Raw genomic sequence first — 18,796 nt, 5'->3', positions numbered from 1 at the left:
TGGCTGTCCCAGGTCCGGACGGACTCGGCGCTCTGGTTCACCCTCACCGGCGCCTCCCTGTACGCGGGCGGCCTGGTCGCCGCGATGGCGTCGATGAGGAAAAGGCCGGTGCCGGCCCGTTCCTACGCCCCGACCAGAGGGCGTTGCGGGCAGGTGCCGTCCGAGACGTGCAGCACCTTGACGATGACCGACTCGGGCAGAACCGTACGCAGGGCCCGGACACTGGCGGGCGGCCGGCAGGCGTGGAACTGGACGACGCGGATGCCGGTACGGCGCATGACGCCCGCGACCGCGTCCGGGTCACCGAGGAAGGCGACCAGGACGGGGCACAGAGTGCCGACGGTGCAGGGTGCCGGTGGCGCGGGCAGCCACCACGAGGGCGCCCACCACGCGCTCGGACACGTTGGCTGCACCGCCCGGGACACCGCGCCACAGACCGACGAGCCCGGCACCCGCCCCGGCCACCACCCCGATGCCGAGGGCGCGGGCGGCGCCGCAGACCTCGAGGGCACGCGGCGAGGCCAGGATGGTCATCGGCCCAGACCCAGCCTTGGACGCGAAACGGCTGCACTAAATCTCGCCGCCGCCCGAACAGAACGCGCCGCCCACGCCGATGCGGACGCCGATCCCAACCCGAACTCCCCCATGCAACCGAGACCACCGAAGACCTGAACAGCGGAAGCGAACTGGCAAGATCGGCCTCGCCTCGACGCACGGGCCGCACGCGGCACCGGCGCGAGGACCACCGCGGGCACCGGATCGTCACTCATCGGGGCCCTGTTCCCGCATACGCCGCATCACATGCCCTCCCCCGGCCGGCACGGCCGCCCTCTCGGGCGAGCCGCACTCCGCCCGCCCCCGCACCCTCGGGCCGGGCCATGAGGATGGAACGCTGCAGCTTGGCCAGCGCGGGCGAGGGTTCCAGCCCGAGCGTGCGCACCAGCGTGGAGCGCAGCCGCTGATAGGCGTCCAGCGCCTCACCGCGCCGCCCGGAGCGGTAGAGAGCCAGCATGTACTGGCCGCACAGGCTCTCATGCGTGGAGTACCTGCTGAGCAGGACGGTGAGCTCGGAGAGCAGTTCACGGTGGCGGCCCAGCCTGAGATCGGCCTCGATACGCTGGTCCAGAGCACACAGCCGGCTCTCCTCCAGCCGCTTGATCTGGGTGTCGAGGTGCGGCCCGGTGTGCACGTCGGCGAGCGCCGGACCGGTCCACAGGGCCAGCGCCTCACGCAGCAGCCGCGCACCCTCGGGAAAGTCCTCGGCATCCATCGCCCGGTACCCCATGCCGGCCAGCCGCTCGAACTCCTGCACATCGTGGCCGCCGCTACCACCCCTGAGTAAGTACCCCCCCGGCACGGTGAGCAGAACGTCCTTGGCCGTGCGGGTGCCCTCGCCGTGCAATTCGAGCGCGGCGGTGATCAGTTCGCGCAGCTGGAGGATGTAGGTCTGCAGGGTGGGCCGGGCACTGCGCGGCGGCTCACTCCCCCACAGCTCCTCGGTGAGAGCACCCACCGGCACCACCTCGTCGGCATGCAGAGCCAGCAGAGCGAGCACCTGCCGGGGCTTGGGCGCGGTCGGTGTGATCGAAGTTCCCAGCTCCCGCACGGCAAGCGTGCCGAGTACACAGATGTCCACGCCGTCTCCCCCGTCATCCCCCGGCCGCCGGGACGGCCGGGAACCTCTGCTGACCCAGCGATTAAAAAACAGCATGAGCGGTATGTCAATACCAAACCGTACGCCCTGTTTAGTCTCACGGGGAGACCCGGCAGCCCCCGAGGCACGGCCGCCATGACCCGATAAGTTTCCCCAAATACGGCCAAAACAGAGAGCATTCAGGGGCCCGCGCCCCGCGACTGGCGCCCGAATTACCAGACCGTGGGGACTGTTTTTCTAGGTGGTGCCAGAGGCGGAGCCGGGCCGGAGCGCGCCCGGCGGGCGGCCGGAGCCGGGGGCCGGGGCGGAGCCGGAACGGGGGCCGGGGCAGGGGGTGGCCGGGGCGGGGCGGGGGTGGAGCCGAGACGGGGCCAAGGCGGGGGCCTGGGCGGGGGCCGGTGGCCGGGGCGGGGCGCCCGGCGGGCGGCCGGGGCGGGGTACGTGAACAGCGGCGTCCCGGGCTGCGGCGCTATCGCACCGGGCTCAGCCGGGGCAGCGCGAACGACCACAGCTGGACCAGCCGCTCCGCGGAGCGCCAGTACCGGTCGGCCGCGCCGAGGGTTTCCAGGCCGAGGGTCGCCGCGACGATGACCACCGCCGCCGCCTCGGCCGAGACGTCCTCGGCCAGTTCCCCGTCGGCGCGGGCCCGGACGAGGGCGTTGCGCACCCACTCGTACCACCACTCGCGCAGCCTGGCCCCGCTCTTGCGCGAGGGGTCGCCGCCCAGCCGGAAGCCCGCGCGCACGACCGGGTCGTCGCTGACCGCGTCCATCAGCCGGCCCACGGCGGCGACGAGCCCCTGGAGCCCGCCCCCCTCGGCGCCGCGCGCGCTCTGCTCGGCCGGCGCGAGGGCGAACTCGGCGGCGGCCTCCACGGCGGCCGCCAGCGCGTCCTTGTTCGGGAAGTGGAAGTGCAGGGCGCCCGAACTCACTCCGGCCGGCCGCTGATGAACGGGAGCGTCGCCATCGCGTACCCGTCGGCGCCGAAGACCTCCGCGGCGGCCGAGATGAGGGCCTGACGCGCAACAGCCGCTCGCGCCTGCTTCACCATCGTGTCCTCCTCCGGGCGAGGTGAAAAAACCGGCACAAGCCGCCCGATTCACCCTGGATTCTCCATACTGACTCGTGCACACCTGAGCAAACCGCACGGCTGGTTGGTTTATAGGGCCCCGGGGCCGACGCGCACGGAGCCCGGAAACAGTTGGTTTCCTCCAGCCGCTCTCCCCCCGGGAAACGCACCGCAAACCAACAAAAGAAACCGCCCGACAGGTTTCTTCTCGCCCGGGCACCGGCATCCTCGACGCACTGAACCTCAACTGGAAACTCGCCCTCGCCAGTCGGCTTTCTTGTGCGGGAGCAGCAGGAGGGGCCGGCCGTCGTGGAGCAGGGCGATGATGCCGGTGTCGCCGTGCGGGGTCTGCAGTGCGGTGTTGGTGAGGTAGGTGCCGGCGGCGGGGCCGCCTGTGCCGGTGGGGTCGGGCAGGACGATGTCCTGCGCGCTGATCAGGCCGCTGAGGTGTGTGCTTGCGGTTTCGTCGGTGAGCAGGCCGGTGAAGAGTGTGCGCAGGGCGTTTGTCTCGGGGCCGGGGCGCATCAGGGCGAGCTGGGCGTGGGTGGCGTCGAGTACGCGGCGGGCGAGCGGGCGGCGTTCTGTGTCGTAGCTGGTCAGCAGGGCGGGTCCGGCGGAGCCGTGTATAGCCTCAAAAAGAAGCCCGCAACTGGGCCCCTCTCATGCACACCGTGCAGACACAGCCCACACCAGGCATCCCCCACGAGGCAGCACTCCTGCGGCCCGACGGCTACCTCGCCTGGCCCCCGGCCACGGCAGCCTCCGGCACACCCTGACCACCTACTTCGGCCCGGGCACCCACACACGACGGGACACCCCACCGCTCTCAGCCCGCGGTCTCCAGAACATCACGCAGACCGGCCGCCCTGACCGCCTCCGCATACACCTTGGCACCCCGCGACTCCGACAGATCCAGCGAAGCCAGCACCGACGGCACCACCGCACTGGGCAGCAGATGACGCATCAACGCCGACACCCGCACCACCAGATCACGGTACTCACACACCGCCTGCGACATCGACTGAATCCCCGCAAACGACCCCACAATGACCTCAGCAGTCTCCACCGGCGAAATATGCGGCAGCAACTCACCCTGCGCCTGTGCCCGCTGAAGCAGATCCACACCCACCTCACCCCACCGCAGGAACGGACCACTGCGGTCAATACTCTCCGTCAGCTGATCCATCGTCAGCCGCACACCCGCCCGCACCATCGGATCCGTCTGCAAACGGTGCGCCTGGAGCATCACGACATCCACGACCTCCTGCACCTTGGACGCACGGACCGGCACGAAAATCCGCTGGTCCTGCCCGGAAAGAACCCCCTGAGCCAGGTCCTCCTTCGAATGGAAATGAAAGTACAGCGCCCCCTTGGTCACCCCCGCCTCCGTGAGGATCTGGGAAATCGTGGCCGCCTGGTACCCATGCTCCTCAAAAACCTTGGCAGCCGCCGAAAGAATCGCCTGCCGCGTACGGATAGCCCGCAACTGCTCAGCCACTACGCCTCCTCCCTCCTCGGAACGGACAGCCACCCAGCAAAAAGAAACCGTCCAGTTCGTATCTTACAGGCCCGCCACTCCCCACCACCCGGGCCGGGAAAATGCCCGGCAGGAAAGGAAAACCATGATCCTCGTCACGGGCGCAACCGGGACGATCGGCCGCGAACTCCTCCGCCACCTCCCCCCGGCCAGCCCCTGCGCATCATGGCCAGACACCCCCCAACACCTCACCCACGCCCCACCGGCCGCCCACATCGTCCAGGCAGACTTCACCGACCCCGCCTCCCTGGCCCACGCCCTGCACAACGTCCACACCGCCTTCCTCGTCACCAACCCCGACGGAAAGGACGACACACGCTTCCTCAACCCCGCCCGCGCAGCCGGCGTCCGCCACATCGTCAAACTCTCAGCAGCCGCCGTCACCGACCCCGCCGCCACCGACCTCATCACCCGCCGCCAGCGCCACAACGAAAACCTCCTGCGCACCTCCGGCATGAACTGGACCCTCCTGCGGCCCCCGCGCCTTCATGTCCAACACCCTGGCCTGGGCCCACATCATCCGCACCAGCCACGTCGTACGAGCCCCCTACAGCACCTCCCCCAACGCCTGCGTCCACCCCGCAGACATCGCCGAAACCGCCGCCCTCACCCTCACCACACCCCACAACCACACCCACCAGGCCTACACCCTCACCGGCCCACAAGCCCTCTCACCCACTGACCAGACCACCCAACTCGCCCAACTCCTCGGCCACCCCATCCACTGCGAAGAACTCACCCCCCAACAAGCCCACACAGCCCTCCGCACCCGCTACCCACCCGACATCACCACCGCCCTCCTCGAAAGCGCCACACACCAACACACCAGCCCAAAAACACACATCAACCCCACGCTCCCCCGCCTCCTCCACCACCCCGCCCGAACCTTCCGCAACTGGGCAACCAACCACCTCCATAGATTCCGACCCGGCGCCGCCACAAACGAATAGGAACTGAAGCCCCTCAATCGGACCGGCCGGCCATGTCACCGAGACGATCTCCGGCTGCGGAGCTGCGGCCGCCTCACCGAGTGGTGCCACAACCGCTACGCACGGCGCCTCACCTACGTAACGCCCGTCGGCCGCCCTTTGCACACCGACCTGTCCGTACGCCGCCTGGTCGCCGGAGTCACCGGCGTGGCAGGGCCGGTCCCGGCAGCCTTCGCGTCCCGAGCGACCGGAACCGGAGAAGACCCTGACACCGCGGAGCAGACACCGGCGCAGCGGTGAGCACGGGCCCGGCCCCAGGGCGCTCTACCGCGGCCGCGACAGCCCGGCGACGGCCCGGGCCCCACTTCCCGCTTCCACCCGCAGGCCGCCTCCCGGGCCGTGCGGACGCTTCAGACGGATGTGCACCCCGGCCCCAGGCAACCCCGGAAGTGCATCCGGAGTTCGACCGGGCCGCGGTGACCGCCTGGCTCCTCCGCTACAAGAGCCCCCGTTCACAGGGCAGGCCCTGGAACCCTGACCGTGCCGGCGCCGGGGCGAGCAGCGTATGCACCCGTCGGCCTGGACCGCTCCGCGGCCGCTTACGAGGCCGGGTGTGTCGTGGCCGGCTCCCTTTCGTCGTTCCGACGCCCGCCCGGGGAGGGGCTGCGGCAGACGGCTGCCGTCCTCCGGCCCGGTACGGGCGCGCGCCCGTCCGGCACCACCTCCCGCGCGCCGGCCGCTTCGTCACTCCCGCCGTCCCTCACTTCGTTCCCCCACCGCGGACAGCGGACATGCACCCGTCGGGATCTGGTGGCACATACCGCAAACGGCTACGAGTGGGACCGAGAATGCCTGGATGACCGATGTACTCCCAGCCGCATCAGGCAACGTTGGCCCTGTTGTGACGCGCCGTCCGGGTGTCGGTCCGGACGGCGCGGAAACGCCATGCTGTTCCCGTGGCAGAACGAGTGCAGGTCCGGGAGATCGACGATGACGAGGGCGGGCGGCTGCTGCGGATCATCCGCAGGGGCACCGGGTCGGTGGTGACCTGGCGGCGGGCCCAGATGGTGCTGCTGTCCGCGCAGGGCATGCCCGTGGCGAGAATCGCCGAAGTGTCGTTCACCAGCGACGACCGGGTCCGCGATGTGATCCACAACTTCAACACCGACGGCTTCGACTCCCTTTATCCCAAGTACAAGGGCGGCCGACCGAAGACCTTCACGCTGCCCGAGCGCCGTGGGATCAAGAGGATCGCCAAGTCCCGGCCCACCGAGCACGGCCTGCCGTTTTCCACCTGGAGTCTGACCAAACTGGCCGGCTTCCTGGTCGCCGAGGGCGGTGGTCGACGACATCAGCCACGAGGGCCTGCGCATCCTGCCCCGCGAGGAAGGCGTCTCCTTTCAACGCCTGAAGACCTGGAAGACCTCCCGTGATCCGCACTGCGCGGCCAAGAAGGCGCACGTCGAGCACCACCACGCGATCGCCGACGGCGAGGTCATACCCGAGGACGGCGCACCCGAAGTCATCTTTTGCATGGACGAGTTCGTGCCCCTCAACCTGATGCCCCACCCGGGCCAGCAGTGGACCGAACGCGGAGGCAAGCACAGGGGCCCCGACCGCGAACCCCGCCGCAGACGCCGGGCGACCTACAACCGCTACGGCGGAGTGCGACACCTGTTCGCCGTCCTGAACCTGGCCAAGGACAAGCTCTACGGCCACATCAAGCCGATCAAGAAGCGCACCCAGTTCCTGGAGTTCTGCCGCTACCTGCGCAGCCTCTACCCGCTTGAGGTCCGTATCGCGATCGTCTGTGACAACTTCTCGCCGCACCTGACCACGAAGAGGTGCCAGCGGGTCGGCACCTGGGCGGCAGCGAGCAATGTCGAGATCGCTTACACCCCCACTAACAGCTCCTGGCTGAACCGCACCGAAGCCCAGTTCACCGCCCTGCGCTACTTCACCCTGGTTGGCACCGACCACGCCACCCACAAGGAACAGGGCAGCATGATCCGCCGCTACATCATCTGGCGAAACCGCCACGCCGACGACCGGCGCCTACGCGCCGTCGTCGACAGGGCCAACGTCGCCTGACACAGCCGCGCCACGACGAAACAATGCGGTCCACAGGAACGTCACGCCGAACAGTGCTGACTCAGGGGGTTCCTCGCGCATGCGGCGCAGTTCGACCTCTACCAGGTCAGAGAAGACCCAGCGCAGCGATTCGGGTGTGTAGGCGAGGCCGCCTTGCAGCTCGCGTTGCCGGTAGAGGTCAGCGTCGGTGAGTTCCGACCCCATTCCCGCATCGCCGGCGGCGAAGCTGGTGAGTGCGAGGTGGCCGCCAGGGGCGAGGACGCGGTCGAGGAGGGCCAGGTAGCTGACGCGGCGGTGAGGCGGTAGGTGGTGGAAGCACCCTGAGTCGACGACCAGGTCGTACGGGCCGTTCAACTCGTTGGCGGGGAGCGCGAAAGCGTCACCGCACATGAAGCGGATGTCGACTCCGGCCTCGTGAGCCCGGTCCTCGCCCCAGGCGACGGCAATGGGAGAGAGGTCGACGGCGTCTACCTCGAAGCCGCGCGCTGCAAGGTACAGAGCATTGCGGCCTGGCCCGCACCCCAGGTCCAGGGCTCGACCGGGAGCAATCAAGCCCTGGTCGAGGTAGGCGGCCAGGTTCTCGTCCGGCTTCGCCGCGAAGAACGGGACGGGCCTTGACCGGTCGGCGTAAAAGCGGTCCCAGAAGCCCTTGCCGTCGCCGGTTGCCGAGCGGCCAGCCTCGGATTGAGATGTGAAGAGTCCGTCCAGAAGCGCGAGAACGTCCTCGACGGTACGTACGGTCCGGTCCATCCGGCCCCCTTTCGACCGAGGTCGATGATAGGAACGGCGGGGAATGAAGGCCAGGTCAGGCAGCATATGGCGATGGGTGGAATGGGCTACTGCGGCCCCCGCAGCAGGCGGGGAAGGAACCCTCCAGATTCCGACCCGACATTCGCCCAAGCACCCATCAGGGGGCAGGAAGGGGCCATCCTCGGCCGTGCCGGGGAGACCATTTCGACGAGTTCTCCAGCGGTGCTACAGGGCGAACGTTGTCTGATGCGGCACTAGCTCTGGCTGAGAGCGTTGTCATTCTGGTCCTCGCTTTCACGGCTCGGGTGGTCCAGGTCAGGTCCGCACACCGCCGGAAGCGAATCATCCGATTGGTCCAGAATGGCAACGTCTCCGAAGAACGCGGCCGCTTGCTCACCGCTCCGACTCATGAGGGCAGTGGTCGCCAGGCCTCACCAGCGCGAGGCGGTGTGCTGGTACGGGCCCGGCTGCCAGAGCCCCGCAACAGGTGCCGGGATGCGCGGGGGCGCCGCGTCGTCCGTCTTTTCCGAGGCGCGGTGTGCTCCATGCAGGACCAGCGCCCACAGGAGGCAGCCGAAGGAAGCGGTGTGCAGGAGCGCGCGTACGACGTTCCAGGCGACCCAGCGGCCCTCGAAATCGCCGCGCACCGCTCCGAGACGGCGGATACGGTCCGGGTCACCGGCCCGGGCGAGCGTGTCGTTCAGGGGGACGTTGACGCCACTGGTGACGATGAAGGCAACGACGTACAGCACCAGTGCCGCGCACAGCCACGGCAGCGCGGAGCGGGTCTGGCCGCGCCACGCGAGGAACACAGCCAGCCCGAGCAGGGGGAGGGAACCCATGAAGAGGAGCATGAAGACGGGGTTGAGGATTGCTTTGTTGATGTCCTGCATCGCTTCGACGAAAGTACGGTCGGAGGATCGGCCGAGGCCGGGCATCACCGAGTAGGCGAAGGCCGTGAAGAGCCCGGCCATGAGCCCCGCGAAAAGGGTGGTGACGAGCATCGTGCCGGTCTGGAGGTGTCGCATGCCGAGTTCTTCCCACGATCCACTACGAGGCGCCCGGCAGGGCGCTGCCCCAGCCTCCGGCCGGCGGCCCGTTCCGGGCAACGCCTCTCTGGGACAGGCACGTTAACCTGCGGGTTAACGCAGAGGAGGAGAGCGTGGAACTCAGGGACATCGAGATCTTCCTGACGCTGGCGCGGGAACTGCACTTCGGCCGCACCGCCGAGCGCCTGTACGTGACACCGGCCCGCGTCAGCCAGGCGGTCAAGAAGCAGGAACGCGGCATCGGCGGCGCCCTCTTCGAACGGACCAGCCACCACGTCCGTCTGACCCCGCTCGGACAGCAGCTCCACGACGACCTTCTCCCCGCATACCAGGCACTGCGTCACGGCCTGGAGCGCGCCGCGCAGACCGCCCGCGGCCAACCAGATGTGCTGCGGCTCGGCATGATCTCCAGCAACACCGGTGACCTGCGGCCACTACTCGACGAGTTCGCCGCCCGGCGCCCCGCCTGCACCGTACAGATCCGGGCCATCCCCTACGACGACCCCTTCGCCCGGCTGCGCGACGCAACCGTCGACGTCCTGCTCGCCTGGCTGCCCATCGAGGAGCCCGACCTGACCGTCGGCCCGGTCGTATGCACCGAGCCCGTCGTACTCGTCGTCTCCGCCACCCACCGACTGGCCGCCCGTGCCTCGGTCTCGTACGAGGACCTGGCCGACGAAGCCGTGGTCACCGGAGCATCCCCCGCCTACTGGCGACAGGCCCTGATCCCCGCCCTCACCCCGAGCGGCCGCCCCATCCCCGCCGGCCCGTCCGTGTCGGACGGCACCCAACTGTTCGCCGTCGTCGCGACCGGCGAGGCAGTCTGCCCGGCCTTCGCACACGGAACCCGCTACTACCCCCGCCCGGACATCGCCTACGTCCCGATCCACGACGCACCCCTAAGCCACTGGGCATTCTGCTGGCGCAGCGACACAGAGACCGACACCATCCGCACACTCGCCTCCACGGCAGCAGACCTCGGCCCACTGACCCTGTAACCGGGCCGTTCGCCCGACGTGGCGTTGTGTGCGACCCGCGTCGCTCGGGACACCTTCTTCGAAGTCCGTGGGCGGCACCCCGTTCCGGAAGGAGGCGCGGTGACCGTCCGGGACGAACTGCTCGCGTTCAACAACTTCTCTGCCGAGCACTGGATTCACCTGCGGACCACCAACCCCATCGAGTCGGCCTTTTCCACGGTCAAGCTCCGCACCAAGGTCACACGCGGCGGCCGCGCTCGCGAGGGTGTTCAAGCTGGCCGAGTCCGCTCTGCTCCCCATGCCGATGCTGGGCGGCCTGCTCCGGGGTCCGCCGCGCCGGGCTCCGTTCAGCGGCGCGCGTAGCAGTGAGGACGCGTTCGGGCGACGAAGTCCCCGGAACGGCCAGGTCGTCAGGTCGTCTCGCGGCGCTGCTTCATCTCGGCTTCGGCAATGTGGGTGCGGCCGCCGCTCAGGGCGTCGCGCACCCGGCGTTCCACTTCGGTGAAGCGCCGGTGGTACCCGCCGTCGTATGCCTCGATGATCTGGTACGTCCACATGCCCGGCAGGACGTCGGTGCCCTGGACCTCGCGCTCGACCAGGGCGGCGTGTTCGTCGTGTCCGGCCTCCCGCAGCCGGCGCACCGCCTCGCCGACCGTCTTGTCGGCGTTCCCGGTCAGCTGGTGGAAGTCGTACAGGCGCCCGCGGGCCCGCTGCGTGGTCTCCAGAGCCTGGGACAGCAGCCCCAGCGCCTCCACCGTCGCGTCGTCCATTCCCGGTGGCCGCTCGTGCCGCCGCGGGCCCCGGTCTTCTCCGTGCACTTTGTCGGCCATCGCCGCCTGCCCTTCTTTGATCAGTTGGTCCATGCCCGCCCGCTGGTCCGACCGTGGCTGCTCCGGAGGCCACCCTCGGGCAGGCGCCCGCGGCGAGAAGGGCAGGCGGGGGTTCCCGTGGCAGGGCATAACGCTGGTGGCCGGCGGGGCCACCCGCTCAGCGCTGTCGGGCCCTTCGAGGTCTGCCATCCGGCCACCAGCGGGTCGTGCGAGGTGGCTGACGGCCCGGCAGCCACCTCTTCGCCCGGTCAGCCCCGGGTGACGTTCTGTGCCTGCGGCCCCTTTTGGCCCTGGCCGATGTCGAAGGTGACGTGCTCGACCTCCGTCAGCTCACGGTACACGCTGCCCTGGATCGCGGAGTAGCGCGCGAAGACGTCCGGGCTTCGGCCGTCCTGCGCGATGAAACCGAAACCCTTTTCGGCGTTGAACCACTTCACGGTGCCGCTGGCCATACTGTCGATCCTTTGTCCATCCCAGGAACAGCCCAGCCCTCCGGGCATGCTCCGGCCCCTGGCAGCAGGAGCCGCACCCGTTCTACCCCGTACCGACCCGCCTCTTCGACGGACGACACACCCACCCCGGCGCCGTCCGTGCAGATGCGGCGCAGCAGCAGGGGCAGACCCGCGGGGACGCCGTCCAGCGGGAGGGTGAGGCTGGTCATGGCGGCGCGGTCGGTGGCGCCCCCCACGTACTGACCCACCGCACGGCCCCGCACCACGGCTTTCCCCTGGTCCGCCCGGACGGCCACATAACGGCAAGCGACTCCGGCAGGGCCGTCCGGGAGGGACATTCGGGGAACGGACTGCGGGGCTGCCACGAGCCGATCACCGGTGTGCCGGGCCAGTCATCCGGCCTTCTTGTTGAACCATCCGAGCGAATGGGCGACGAGCGCGCCGAACACGAGGATGCCGGTGGGGACGAAGGTGAACCAGATGGCATCGGCGTTCATCGTCGCGAGAAGGACGATGACGGCGATGGCCAGTGCCAGGAGTACGAGCATGCCTAGAAGCACGCGAACCTTGGATACCACGGGGGACTCTCCCATGCGCAGGGCCTTGTTGACCAGACAGTGTTCACTCCCCGCCGGTCGGCCGACGACGGTTGCCCGGCAGGGAGTCGGCGAGCTTCCGCTGACAACACTGCTCCGTCGGGAAGCTCATGGCGTGAGTATCCCGGAGCTGTCCTCCCGGGGCGTCGGTGGAACTACGCACTCATATACGTAAGTTCGCGGGCAGGCCGCCCGGGGCGAGGCGGGGTGGCGGCCCGCTCACCCGGGCGATGTGGACCCCACCGATCGGGGGTGGGCCATCAGGGCGGCGAGGGCGGTACGGGTGGTCACGCCGGCCTTGCGGAACACCCGGGAGACGTGTGTCTCGACCGTTCGGTGGCTGAGGTAGAGCCTGGAGGCGATCGCCTGGTTGGTGAGGCCCTCGGCCACCAGTCCGGCGATCTCCCGTTCGCGCGGGGTCAACGTGGCCGGCCACGTCATGGCGCCCGTCGCATCGGGTGCCGGCGGACGGGTCAGTGCCGCCAGACCGAGCAGCAGGCCGGCGTCTCCAGCGGCTGCCAGCCGGTGTCCCTCGTCCCACATGGCCGCGGCCCGGGTCTCCATTCCGGCTGCCGTCATGGTGGGAGCCGCGAGCAGCAGCGACCGCGCCTCCCAGAAGACCGCCCCGGACCTTGCGCAGAGCGATGCCGCCTGTGCCAGCAGGTTCGCGGCCCTCCCGGGGTCGCCGTCGTGCAGTGCGAGCTGTGCCGCGCTCCGGATCGCGGAGGCGCGCTGCACCGGCAGGCCGAGCCGCTCGGCGTCCTCGTGCGCGCGCTCGGCCCACTGGGCTGCGGATGCGGCATCGCCCAGCAACAAGGACGCTGTGACGAGGAGTTCGAAGAAAAGGGGACGCATCGAGGGTTGCAGGCCCCCCAGGTCGTCGCCGCCGGCCCTCAGGAGCGCCGCACGGGCACGATGCGGGTCGCCGCCGGTCAGTGCGGCGTAGCCGAGCATGCACCACGCCATGGCCGCACGCCAGTTGGTGTTCGGGCCCATGAGCCTGACCGCCTCCTCAGCGGCCGTCAGCGCCTCCGGGTCCCCGGGGGCACTGCCCGCGATGCGCACCTGGGCCTTATTTGCGAGGACGAAGGCGAGGAGTTCGCTGCTGCCGATGCCACGGGCGATGTCCTCGGCCTCGTCCGCCAGGTCCATGGCCGACCGGAGCCGGCAGACCTGGATGCGGACGTGTGCTTTGCACAGCAACAGGAGTGGGAGGACATAGACCTGGCCGGTGGCCCGGGCGATCCGCAGTCCCCGATCGGCATGGCGCTCGGCGTCGGCGTAGCGGCCGAGAAACGCTTCTGACCACCCCAGCCTGCCCAGTGGTTCGCACAGAGCGGTGAGATCGCCGTCGGGCAGACCGTCCAGCAGCCTGGCGGCCTGTGTCGCATACCCGTTCGCCACCCCCACCCGGCCCTCGTATGCCTCGCCGAACGCGGCGATCGCGAGTGCCCCTGCCTCACCGTGCTCGTCGCCGAGGGACCGGGCATCCGCGAGCGTCCGGGTGACCTCGCTCCGCATGCCGGGATACGAGGCGTTGTGCGGCGCCGAGGAACTGAGCTCGAGCCCGATCGCGACGCGGTCGGACGGCGCCGGCTGCCTGTTCATCTCACGGTGGAGAAGGGCTGCCGCCTCCGCGTAATGGCCGAGGTAGCGTTCCACCCGGGCGCACAGTACGACCGCCGACGTCCGTACACCGGTTTCATCGGGTCCGGCCGTGCTGATTACCTCGTGCAACAGGGAACGCGCCTCGCGCAGCCCTCCGGAGATGCCGAGTGCACGTGCGCGGCGCAGCATCAGGTCGCGGCGTTCCCGATCGTGTTGGGGTGCGTCGGGCAGGAGCCGCAGGGCCGTCCGCAACCAATGCGCACAACTCGTCGGGGCCGTCGAAGCGGTCAGCTCGGCCGCCTGCTTCAGCACGGAGTGGGCCTGCGGGGTCCACGTGGTGACCGATCGCTCGATGTGCTGGGCCTGCTCGACGGGGGAGGCGCCGATACGAGCCAGCTCTACGGCGGCCGCGTGATGGATCATGGTGCGGCGCCGGGTGGACACTGACTCGTGCACCACCGTACGGAGCACGGGGTGACGTAACGCCGGTCGGCCCCCGGGGCCCGTTCGCACGAGGTCACGGCTCGCCAGGGCGCACAGGTCGTCATCGAGTTCGTCGTCGTTCCGTCCGGTCGCAGCACGTAGGACGGACGGGACTGTCTGGTCGCCGAGCACGGCGATGGCTTCCAGCGTACGCCGCTGCGACGGCGCCAGCGGTGCCATCTCATGGAGGAGCAGCGTGTCGATGCCGTTCGCCGCGGTGACCGAGGCGTCCGTTTCAGGGGCCTGCTCGCGGTGCGCGTGCAGGAGGGAGAGGAAGTAGAGGGGGTTGCCCCCTGCTGCGGCATGGAGTCGCGCGGTGTGTTCGCGTGGCAGGCCAGGAGCGATGCCTTCGGCACATGCCTGTTCCGCGAGCGGTCCCAGACCGATCCGGAGCACCGCCTCGGTGCCGAGTTCACGCGTGAGTGCCGCGGAGAGAGCGGCCGGGGTCTGTCGGTCCCGGCGGGCGACGACCAGGGCGACGGGGCCGGGCACGGGGTGTCGGACGAGATGGTCCACGAGTTCCACGGTGGCCGGGTCCGCCCAGTGCACGTCGTCCAAGGCGACCACCAGACCGCCGTTCCGACCGAGAAGTGCCAGTGCGTGTGCCACCGAGCGGTGCAGTCCGAAGCGGTCGGCGACGGTCGACTGCCGATCGGCGCCGGCGCCGGCGCCGGCAAGGACGCGTGCAACGACCTCCGGCAGATCGGGGTCCCGCGTCGGGCCCTCGTCCAGCGCGGCGAACGCGTCGGTGAAGGGGTGGAACGGGAGGTGCTGCTCGTACTCCGCCGCCCGGCCGCGCAGCACGGTCACCCCGCGGCGCCGCGCACGTAGACAGAACTCGGCCAGCAGCCGTGTCTTGCCGATCCCCGCCTCGCCGGTGATGTCGACGAAGGACGGGGTCTCGAGGTCCAGTCGATCGACCACCGTGTCGAGCAATCGCAGTTCAGCCATGCGACCGACGAGCCGGCTTTCGCCTATGTACGGCCGGCCAGTGCCCGGCGATCCCCTGTGCGTGCTCTTTTCGCCCAACTCCACGGCAATGTCTACCACGTTGGTCGACGCACTGTCCGGCACTCGCTCGGACACACGTGCTCGGATCAGCCGGACAGAGCGATGCCGAGCGAGACGGTGACGCCCGCGACGCATCCGAGTAGAAGCGAGATCAGTTCAGCCGCGATGAAGACCAGGACGTAATCCCCGTTGTGGCTCCACTCACCGTGCCGAGCCGAGGCGCGGAAGGACAGCGACAACGCCAGAAATGGCCCGAGAGGGAGCCCGCTGACCGTGACCCACGTCCCGACGGCGTATCCGGACAGCTCGTGGGCTCTGCCCCGCGCCAGCCGCACCTCGACAGTGCTTCCGGGCCGGTGTGACGTTGCCGCCTTGTCCAGCGTGATCCGGTGCCGGGTCCCGCCCTCGGCGTGAGGCGTGTACATGCCCGTGCAGTCGGTGCCGTCGTCATACCCCTCCGCATCGGTGGCCTCGTAGCACGACGAGATCGTCATGGTGCCGTCGACGGGGCCGATCCCCAGCACGGCCGCCAGATGAGGTCCGGGCAGCACCCGGATCAGCCACCCCGCGACGGCGAGGCTGACAACCGCCCCGGCTGTGCCCACCCTCCGTTGCCACCTCCCAGGCTCCCGTGCCACTCCCCCGACCCCTTTCGCACCTGACTGCCCCACAGGTAGCCCGCGCGCCGCAGCTCACCGGACCGGTCGCACATCTCCCACCGGCCGGGCACCGAGCGAATCCGTGGTTCCACTGACATGGGGCACGTAAGACGGAGCGCGGCCGGCCCGGGGAGTGAAGCGGGGATTCAACCGACGCCCTCGGAGACGGATCCGACGAGTGCCGGTGGGCTCCGCATCCTCCGAACGGCAGGTCTTGTCCCTCAGAACGCGTAGCGGATCGACGGCCAGGGGGCGAGCGTCTGCGTATGGTGTCCACGGCTGCGGCCTTGGTGGCGCCGCGGTTCCGGACGTTCAGACGGCCGTTCTGCGACCGCTTGGCCAGTTGGAATCTGCGAGCCACCGGCGTCAAGCACGGCGACGCCGTCCACGGTGAGGTCCGCGCAGGACCCCGCAGTGCCCGCCTGGCCGGACGCCCGGTCCGAAGCCGAGGGGCGGCTTCGCGTTCCGTCCCCAGGCAATGCCCTCGTCCGACGTCCACTCGACGTGCTGCTCGCCCGGCTCCGCGGTCTGGTCGCAGCACGGGCAAACCGCGGTCCGTCCAAGCGGGTCTGCATGTGAGCCAGTCAGGGACGCCAGAGGGTTTCACGGCAGATCTGGCCGTTCTTCTCCGGGCGACGGGCACGCACTTGTTGCGACGCGCAGGCATATCGCCGTAGGGTCGCGCGGGCGATGATGATCGCCGCGGGGACTTCGCCGGCGGGGCGTCGCGAGGCAACCGGGCCGATGGCCGACGACGGAGCGGGGCCGAAACCCTGTGGACCAAGCTGCCGTCCCGTCCGCGGTCCTCTCCCGGGCGGCGTCCCGCGGGTGCTCCGTGACCCGCGCGGCTGCCCGGCGGCCTCGGTCGTCGGGGCCCGGAACCGGGGACCGGGCGAGAGACTGACGTCTTCCTGGCCTCCAGCGCACCGCCACTCCCGGACCGGCCGCCCCTCGTCCTCGGGGACCGACCGCGGTGACCACACCACCCGACGGACGTGGCCGGCAGGCCGGATCCGCGCACACCGAACAAGGAGAGATCGTGCCCACCCATCCGCTCACGTCGCACGACGGTGAACTCAGCCCGCTCCACCATGATTTCCCCTTCGACCCCACCCATGGACACGACCTGCCGCGCCTCCTCGCGGTGGACGCTCCGCAAGGGCCGGACGACTTCGCCGACTTCTGGCGGGAGCGCCACGCGCGTGCGATGAGCGTCGATCCGGAGCCCCGGATCGAGGGACCCTGGACCACGGTGGGCGGTGTGCGGGTCGCCGACGTCTCGTACATGTCGACGGACGGCGTCCGCATCGGGGGCTGGTTGACCGTCCCCGCCGACGGCCGGGTCACGCAGGGCTGTGTGTCGACGCACGGATACGGAGGCCGGGCGGCCCCGGACCTCGGGCAGGCGCCGCCGGAGACCGCGACCATCTGGCCCTGTCTGCGTGGGCTCGGAACGCGGAGCCTGCTGCCCGGTGTGCCCCCCACATCGGCCGGCCACGTGCTGCAGGGCATCGGCGCCCGGGAGTCGTACCTCATCGGTGAGTGCGTGGCGGACGTCTGGTGTGCGGCCACCGCACTGCGGCGGCTGGTGCCGGAGACCGCCGGGCGGCTGACGTACCTGGGGACGAGTTTCGGCGGCGGCATCGGGGCGCTGGCGCTTCCATGGGACGACCGTTTCCAGGCCGCCGGCCTGACGGTGCCGACCTTCGGGAACCATCCGCTGCGGGTGACACTGCCGTGCACGGGCAGCGGGGAATCGGTGCGAGCGCGATTCGCCGAGGACCCCTCGGTACTCGAAGTCCTGGCATACTTCGACGCCGCGACCGCCGCCCGCCACCTGCGCATTCCCGTCCATGTGGGTGCCGCCCTCTTCGATCCGTCGGTACCGCCGCCGGGTCAGTTCGCGATTCACAACGCGCTGGCCGGGCCGCGCGAGCTCCTCGTTCTGCGGGCGGGTCACTTCGACCACCCCGGCGAGCCGGCCGAGACAGCGACGCTGGAAGAGGCTCAGCGACACTTCCTGTCGACGGCGGGCCGGGCGGAAGCGTCGCGCCCCACCGCCTGACAGCCCGCAGGCCGGCATCCGCACCGTCTGACAGAACGTAGCGTGACCGGGCCCACACCGGGTCGGGCCACCCCCCACGTCTTCACCCCCGCGACCTGGCGGTTCCGCGACGTCGGCGCGCGCGTTCGCGCATGCCGACGCGGAACTGCTGCGGTCGCCGATTCCCAGTACGGGCGTCAATCATGCACGATATGCTGATGCAGATTGTGCAAGCCGTTTGCAAAACAAGGAGGGTCATGGCTACGCGGGGGACTGACGCCGGCACGAACCAGAGCGTCGAACGAGCGGTCTCGGTGCTGCGCGCACTCGACTCCGGCCGACCCGAGCTCCGCGTCTCCGACGTCGCCGAACTGACCGGGCTGGGCTCGTCGACCACGTCTCGCCTGCTGTCCACTCTTGAACGCCTCGACATGGTCGAACGCGATCCGGTCAGCAACCTCTACCGGCTCAGCCTCGGCCTGCTCCCCCTCGCCGCCACCGCCACCAACCGCCACCCCGTGCACCGGGCGGCCCGCACGGTGCTCCAGGGCCTCGCCACCCGCACCGGGCTCGGCGCCAACGTGGCCGTACGCCGAGGTGGCGAGCTGATGTTCCTGTGCAATTTCGAGGGCCCCCGCGCCCCCAAGTCCTACACGCAGGCAGGACACACCGCCCCGCTGCACGCCACGAGCATCGGCAAGTGCCTGCTCACCGGTCTCTCTCCCAAGGAGCGTCGCAGGCTGCTGGGAGATCCCCTCGACGCGCACACCGAGTACACGACCACCAGTCACGACCTCCTCGACACGGAGATCGAGACCGTCCGGCGCACCGGGTACGCCGTCGAGGCCGAAGAGCGCGCCCTGGGCCGCGCGTCCCTGGCCGCGCCCGTCCGTGACGCTTCGGGGGACGTGGTCGCCGCCATTTCCCTGTGGGGTCCTGCATCACTGCTCGGGGAGCGCTCCGACACCGAGGGGCAGCGTCTCGCACTCGTCCGCGAGGTCATCGAGGCCGCCGACGCCATCAGTCAGGCGCTCGGCGCGCTCTGACGCGCACAGCGC

The 18,796-nt window shown here is 70.0% G+C and carries 17 protein-coding genes and 3 pseudogenes; 7 read left to right on the top strand and 13 right to left on the bottom strand.

The genetic code is table 11. The features are described from left to right. Positions 1 to 122 precede the first annotated feature (122 nt). The 6 genes from ACLQ2N_RS22485 to ACLQ2N_RS22460 all read right to left on the bottom strand — a co-directional run bounded on the left by ACLQ2N_RS22485 (position 123) and on the right by ACLQ2N_RS22460 (position 4,220). Complete coding sequence (locus ACLQ2N_RS22485) at positions 123 to 413, bottom strand: hypothetical protein (protein WP_425815752.1); 291 nt, start codon at positions 411 to 413, stop codon at positions 123 to 125. 353 nt (positions 414 to 766) lie between these two features. Further along, entirely contained in the window at positions 767 to 1,636 is an 870-nt protein-coding gene (locus ACLQ2N_RS22480) for an AfsR/SARP family transcriptional regulator (protein ID WP_425815750.1), read from the bottom strand. A gap of 487 nt (positions 1,637 to 2,123) precedes the next feature. Then, a complete protein-coding gene (locus ACLQ2N_RS22475) occupies positions 2,124 to 2,585 on the bottom strand; it encodes a ScbR family autoregulator-binding transcription factor (protein ID WP_425815748.1) in 462 nt (153 codons plus the stop codon). Next, on the bottom strand, positions 2,582 to 2,704 hold the full coding sequence (locus ACLQ2N_RS22470) for a hypothetical protein (protein WP_425815746.1): 123 nt from the start codon (positions 2,702 to 2,704) through the stop codon (positions 2,582 to 2,584). Before ACLQ2N_RS22470 ends, ACLQ2N_RS22475 begins: the two co-directional genes overlap by 4 nt. A 261-nt stretch (positions 2,705 to 2,965) precedes the next feature. Continuing rightward, a complete protein-coding gene (locus tag ACLQ2N_RS22465) occupies positions 2,966 to 3,247 on the bottom strand; it encodes a hypothetical protein (RefSeq protein ID WP_425815744.1) in 282 nt (93 codons plus the stop codon). Positions 3,248 to 3,548: 301 nt separating this feature from the next. Beyond that, the gene (locus ACLQ2N_RS22460) at positions 3,549 to 4,220 is read right to left on the bottom strand and encodes a ScbR family autoregulator-binding transcription factor (protein WP_425815742.1); all 672 of its coding nucleotides are present in this window, start codon (positions 4,218 to 4,220) and stop codon (positions 3,549 to 3,551) included. Positions 4,221 to 4,344: 124 nt separating this feature from the next. Here ACLQ2N_RS22460 and ACLQ2N_RS22455 point away from each other — a divergent pair. The 3 genes and pseudogenes from ACLQ2N_RS22455 to ACLQ2N_RS22445 all read left to right on the top strand — a co-directional run. Continuing rightward, positions 4,345 to 4,692: pseudogene (locus tag ACLQ2N_RS22455) on the top strand (SDR family oxidoreductase); the annotation flags it as partial. Between the two features lie 55 nt (positions 4,693 to 4,747). Next, positions 4,748 to 5,209 (top strand): hypothetical protein, encoded by a 462-nt coding sequence (locus ACLQ2N_RS22450; RefSeq protein ID WP_425815778.1) that lies wholly within the window; start codon positions 4,748 to 4,750, stop codon positions 5,207 to 5,209. Between the two features lie 935 nt (positions 5,210 to 6,144). Beyond that, positions 6,145 to 7,279, top strand: a pseudogene (locus tag ACLQ2N_RS22445) (IS630 family transposase). On the opposite strand, the gene ACLQ2N_RS22440 reads toward ACLQ2N_RS22445, so the two are convergent. Together ACLQ2N_RS22440 and ACLQ2N_RS22435 are read right to left on the bottom strand one after the other, a co-directional pair. Then, the gene (locus ACLQ2N_RS22440; RefSeq protein ID WP_425815740.1) at positions 7,244 to 8,029 is read right to left on the bottom strand and encodes a class I SAM-dependent methyltransferase; all 786 of its coding nucleotides are present in this window, start codon (positions 8,027 to 8,029) and stop codon (positions 7,244 to 7,246) included. The pseudogene ACLQ2N_RS22445 and the gene ACLQ2N_RS22440 overlap by 36 nt on opposite strands. Before the next feature lie 431 nt (positions 8,030 to 8,460). Next, positions 8,461 to 9,057, bottom strand: a complete 597-nt coding sequence (locus tag ACLQ2N_RS22435; RefSeq protein ID WP_425815738.1) for a DUF1772 domain-containing protein — start codon at positions 9,055 to 9,057, stop codon at positions 8,461 to 8,463. Positions 9,058 to 9,191: 134 nt separating this feature from the next. Here ACLQ2N_RS22435 and ACLQ2N_RS22430 point away from each other — a divergent pair, with 134 nt between their 5' ends. Both ACLQ2N_RS22430 and ACLQ2N_RS22425 read left to right on the top strand, forming a co-directional pair. Beyond that, the gene (locus ACLQ2N_RS22430) at positions 9,192 to 10,076 is read left to right on the top strand and encodes a LysR family transcriptional regulator (protein WP_425815736.1); all 885 of its coding nucleotides are present in this window, start codon (positions 9,192 to 9,194) and stop codon (positions 10,074 to 10,076) included. A 108-nt stretch (positions 10,077 to 10,184) separates the two neighbouring features. Further along, a pseudogene (locus tag ACLQ2N_RS22425) lies at positions 10,185 to 10,316 on the top strand (IS256 family transposase); the annotation flags it as partial. Positions 10,317 to 10,465: 149 nt separating this feature from the next. Here ACLQ2N_RS22425 and ACLQ2N_RS22420 read toward each other — a convergent pair. The 5 genes from ACLQ2N_RS22420 to ACLQ2N_RS22400 all read right to left on the bottom strand — a co-directional run bounded on the left by ACLQ2N_RS22420 (position 10,466) and on the right by ACLQ2N_RS22400 (position 15,640). After that, entirely contained in the window at positions 10,466 to 10,885 is a 420-nt protein-coding gene (locus ACLQ2N_RS22420; RefSeq protein ID WP_425815734.1) for a hypothetical protein, read from the bottom strand. Between the two features lie 248 nt (positions 10,886 to 11,133). Then, a complete protein-coding gene (locus ACLQ2N_RS22415) occupies positions 11,134 to 11,337 on the bottom strand; it encodes a cold-shock protein (protein WP_425815732.1) in 204 nt (67 codons plus the stop codon). A gap of 392 nt (positions 11,338 to 11,729) precedes the next feature. Then, complete coding sequence (locus tag ACLQ2N_RS22410) at positions 11,730 to 11,885, bottom strand: hypothetical protein (RefSeq protein ID WP_425815730.1); 156 nt, start codon at positions 11,883 to 11,885, stop codon at positions 11,730 to 11,732. 267 nt (positions 11,886 to 12,152) lie between these two features. Beyond that, a complete protein-coding gene (locus ACLQ2N_RS22405; RefSeq protein ID WP_425815774.1) occupies positions 12,153 to 15,002 on the bottom strand; it encodes a helix-turn-helix transcriptional regulator in 2,850 nt (949 codons plus the stop codon). Positions 15,003 to 15,121: 119 nt separating this feature from the next. Next, a complete protein-coding gene (locus ACLQ2N_RS22400) occupies positions 15,122 to 15,640 on the bottom strand; it encodes a hypothetical protein (protein ID WP_425815728.1) in 519 nt (172 codons plus the stop codon). A gap of 1,093 nt (positions 15,641 to 16,733) precedes the next feature. Here ACLQ2N_RS22400 and ACLQ2N_RS22395 point away from each other — a divergent pair. Both ACLQ2N_RS22395 and ACLQ2N_RS22390 read left to right on the top strand, forming a co-directional pair. Then, positions 16,734 to 17,759, top strand: a complete 1,026-nt coding sequence (locus ACLQ2N_RS22395) for an acetylxylan esterase (protein ID WP_425815726.1) — start codon at positions 16,734 to 16,736, stop codon at positions 17,757 to 17,759. Between the two features lie 236 nt (positions 17,760 to 17,995). Further along, positions 17,996 to 18,784, top strand: coding sequence for an IclR family transcriptional regulator (locus tag ACLQ2N_RS22390; protein ID WP_425815724.1), 789 nt, complete (start codon positions 17,996 to 17,998; stop codon positions 18,782 to 18,784). The last annotated feature ends 12 nt before the right edge of the window (positions 18,785 to 18,796 follow it).

The organism is Streptomyces sp. DT224 (assembly GCF_049844595.1).
Lineage (GTDB): Bacteria > Actinomycetota > Actinomycetes > Streptomycetales > Streptomycetaceae > Streptomyces.
This window is presented reverse-complemented; position numbering and strand designations above follow the sequence as displayed.

Coding starts and splice junctions, on each gene's coding strand:
- ACLQ2N_RS22470 (WP_425815746.1), bottom strand. CDS start 2,704: ATGGTGAAGCAGGCGCGAGCGGCTGTTGCGCGTCAGGCCCTCATCTCG.
- ACLQ2N_RS22465 (WP_425815744.1), bottom strand. CDS start 3,247: ATGCGCCCCGGCCCCGAGACAAACGCCCTGCGCACACTCTTCACCGGC.
- ACLQ2N_RS22450 (WP_425815778.1), top strand. CDS start 4,748: ATGTCCAACACCCTGGCCTGGGCCCACATCATCCGCACCAGCCACGTC.
- ACLQ2N_RS22440 (WP_425815740.1), bottom strand. CDS start 8,029: ATGGACCGGACCGTACGTACCGTCGAGGACGTTCTCGCGCTTCTGGAC.
- ACLQ2N_RS22435 (WP_425815738.1), bottom strand. CDS start 9,057: ATGCGACACCTCCAGACCGGCACGATGCTCGTCACCACCCTTTTCGCG.
- ACLQ2N_RS22420 (WP_425815734.1), bottom strand. CDS start 10,885: ATGGCCGACAAAGTGCACGGAGAAGACCGGGGCCCGCGGCGGCACGAG.
- ACLQ2N_RS22415 (WP_425815732.1), bottom strand. CDS start 11,337: ATGGCCAGCGGCACCGTGAAGTGGTTCAACGCCGAAAAGGGTTTCGGT.
- ACLQ2N_RS22410 (WP_425815730.1), bottom strand. CDS start 11,885: ATGCTCGTACTCCTGGCACTGGCCATCGCCGTCATCGTCCTTCTCGCG.
- ACLQ2N_RS22390 (WP_425815724.1), top strand. CDS start 17,996: ATGGCTACGCGGGGGACTGACGCCGGCACGAACCAGAGCGTCGAACGA.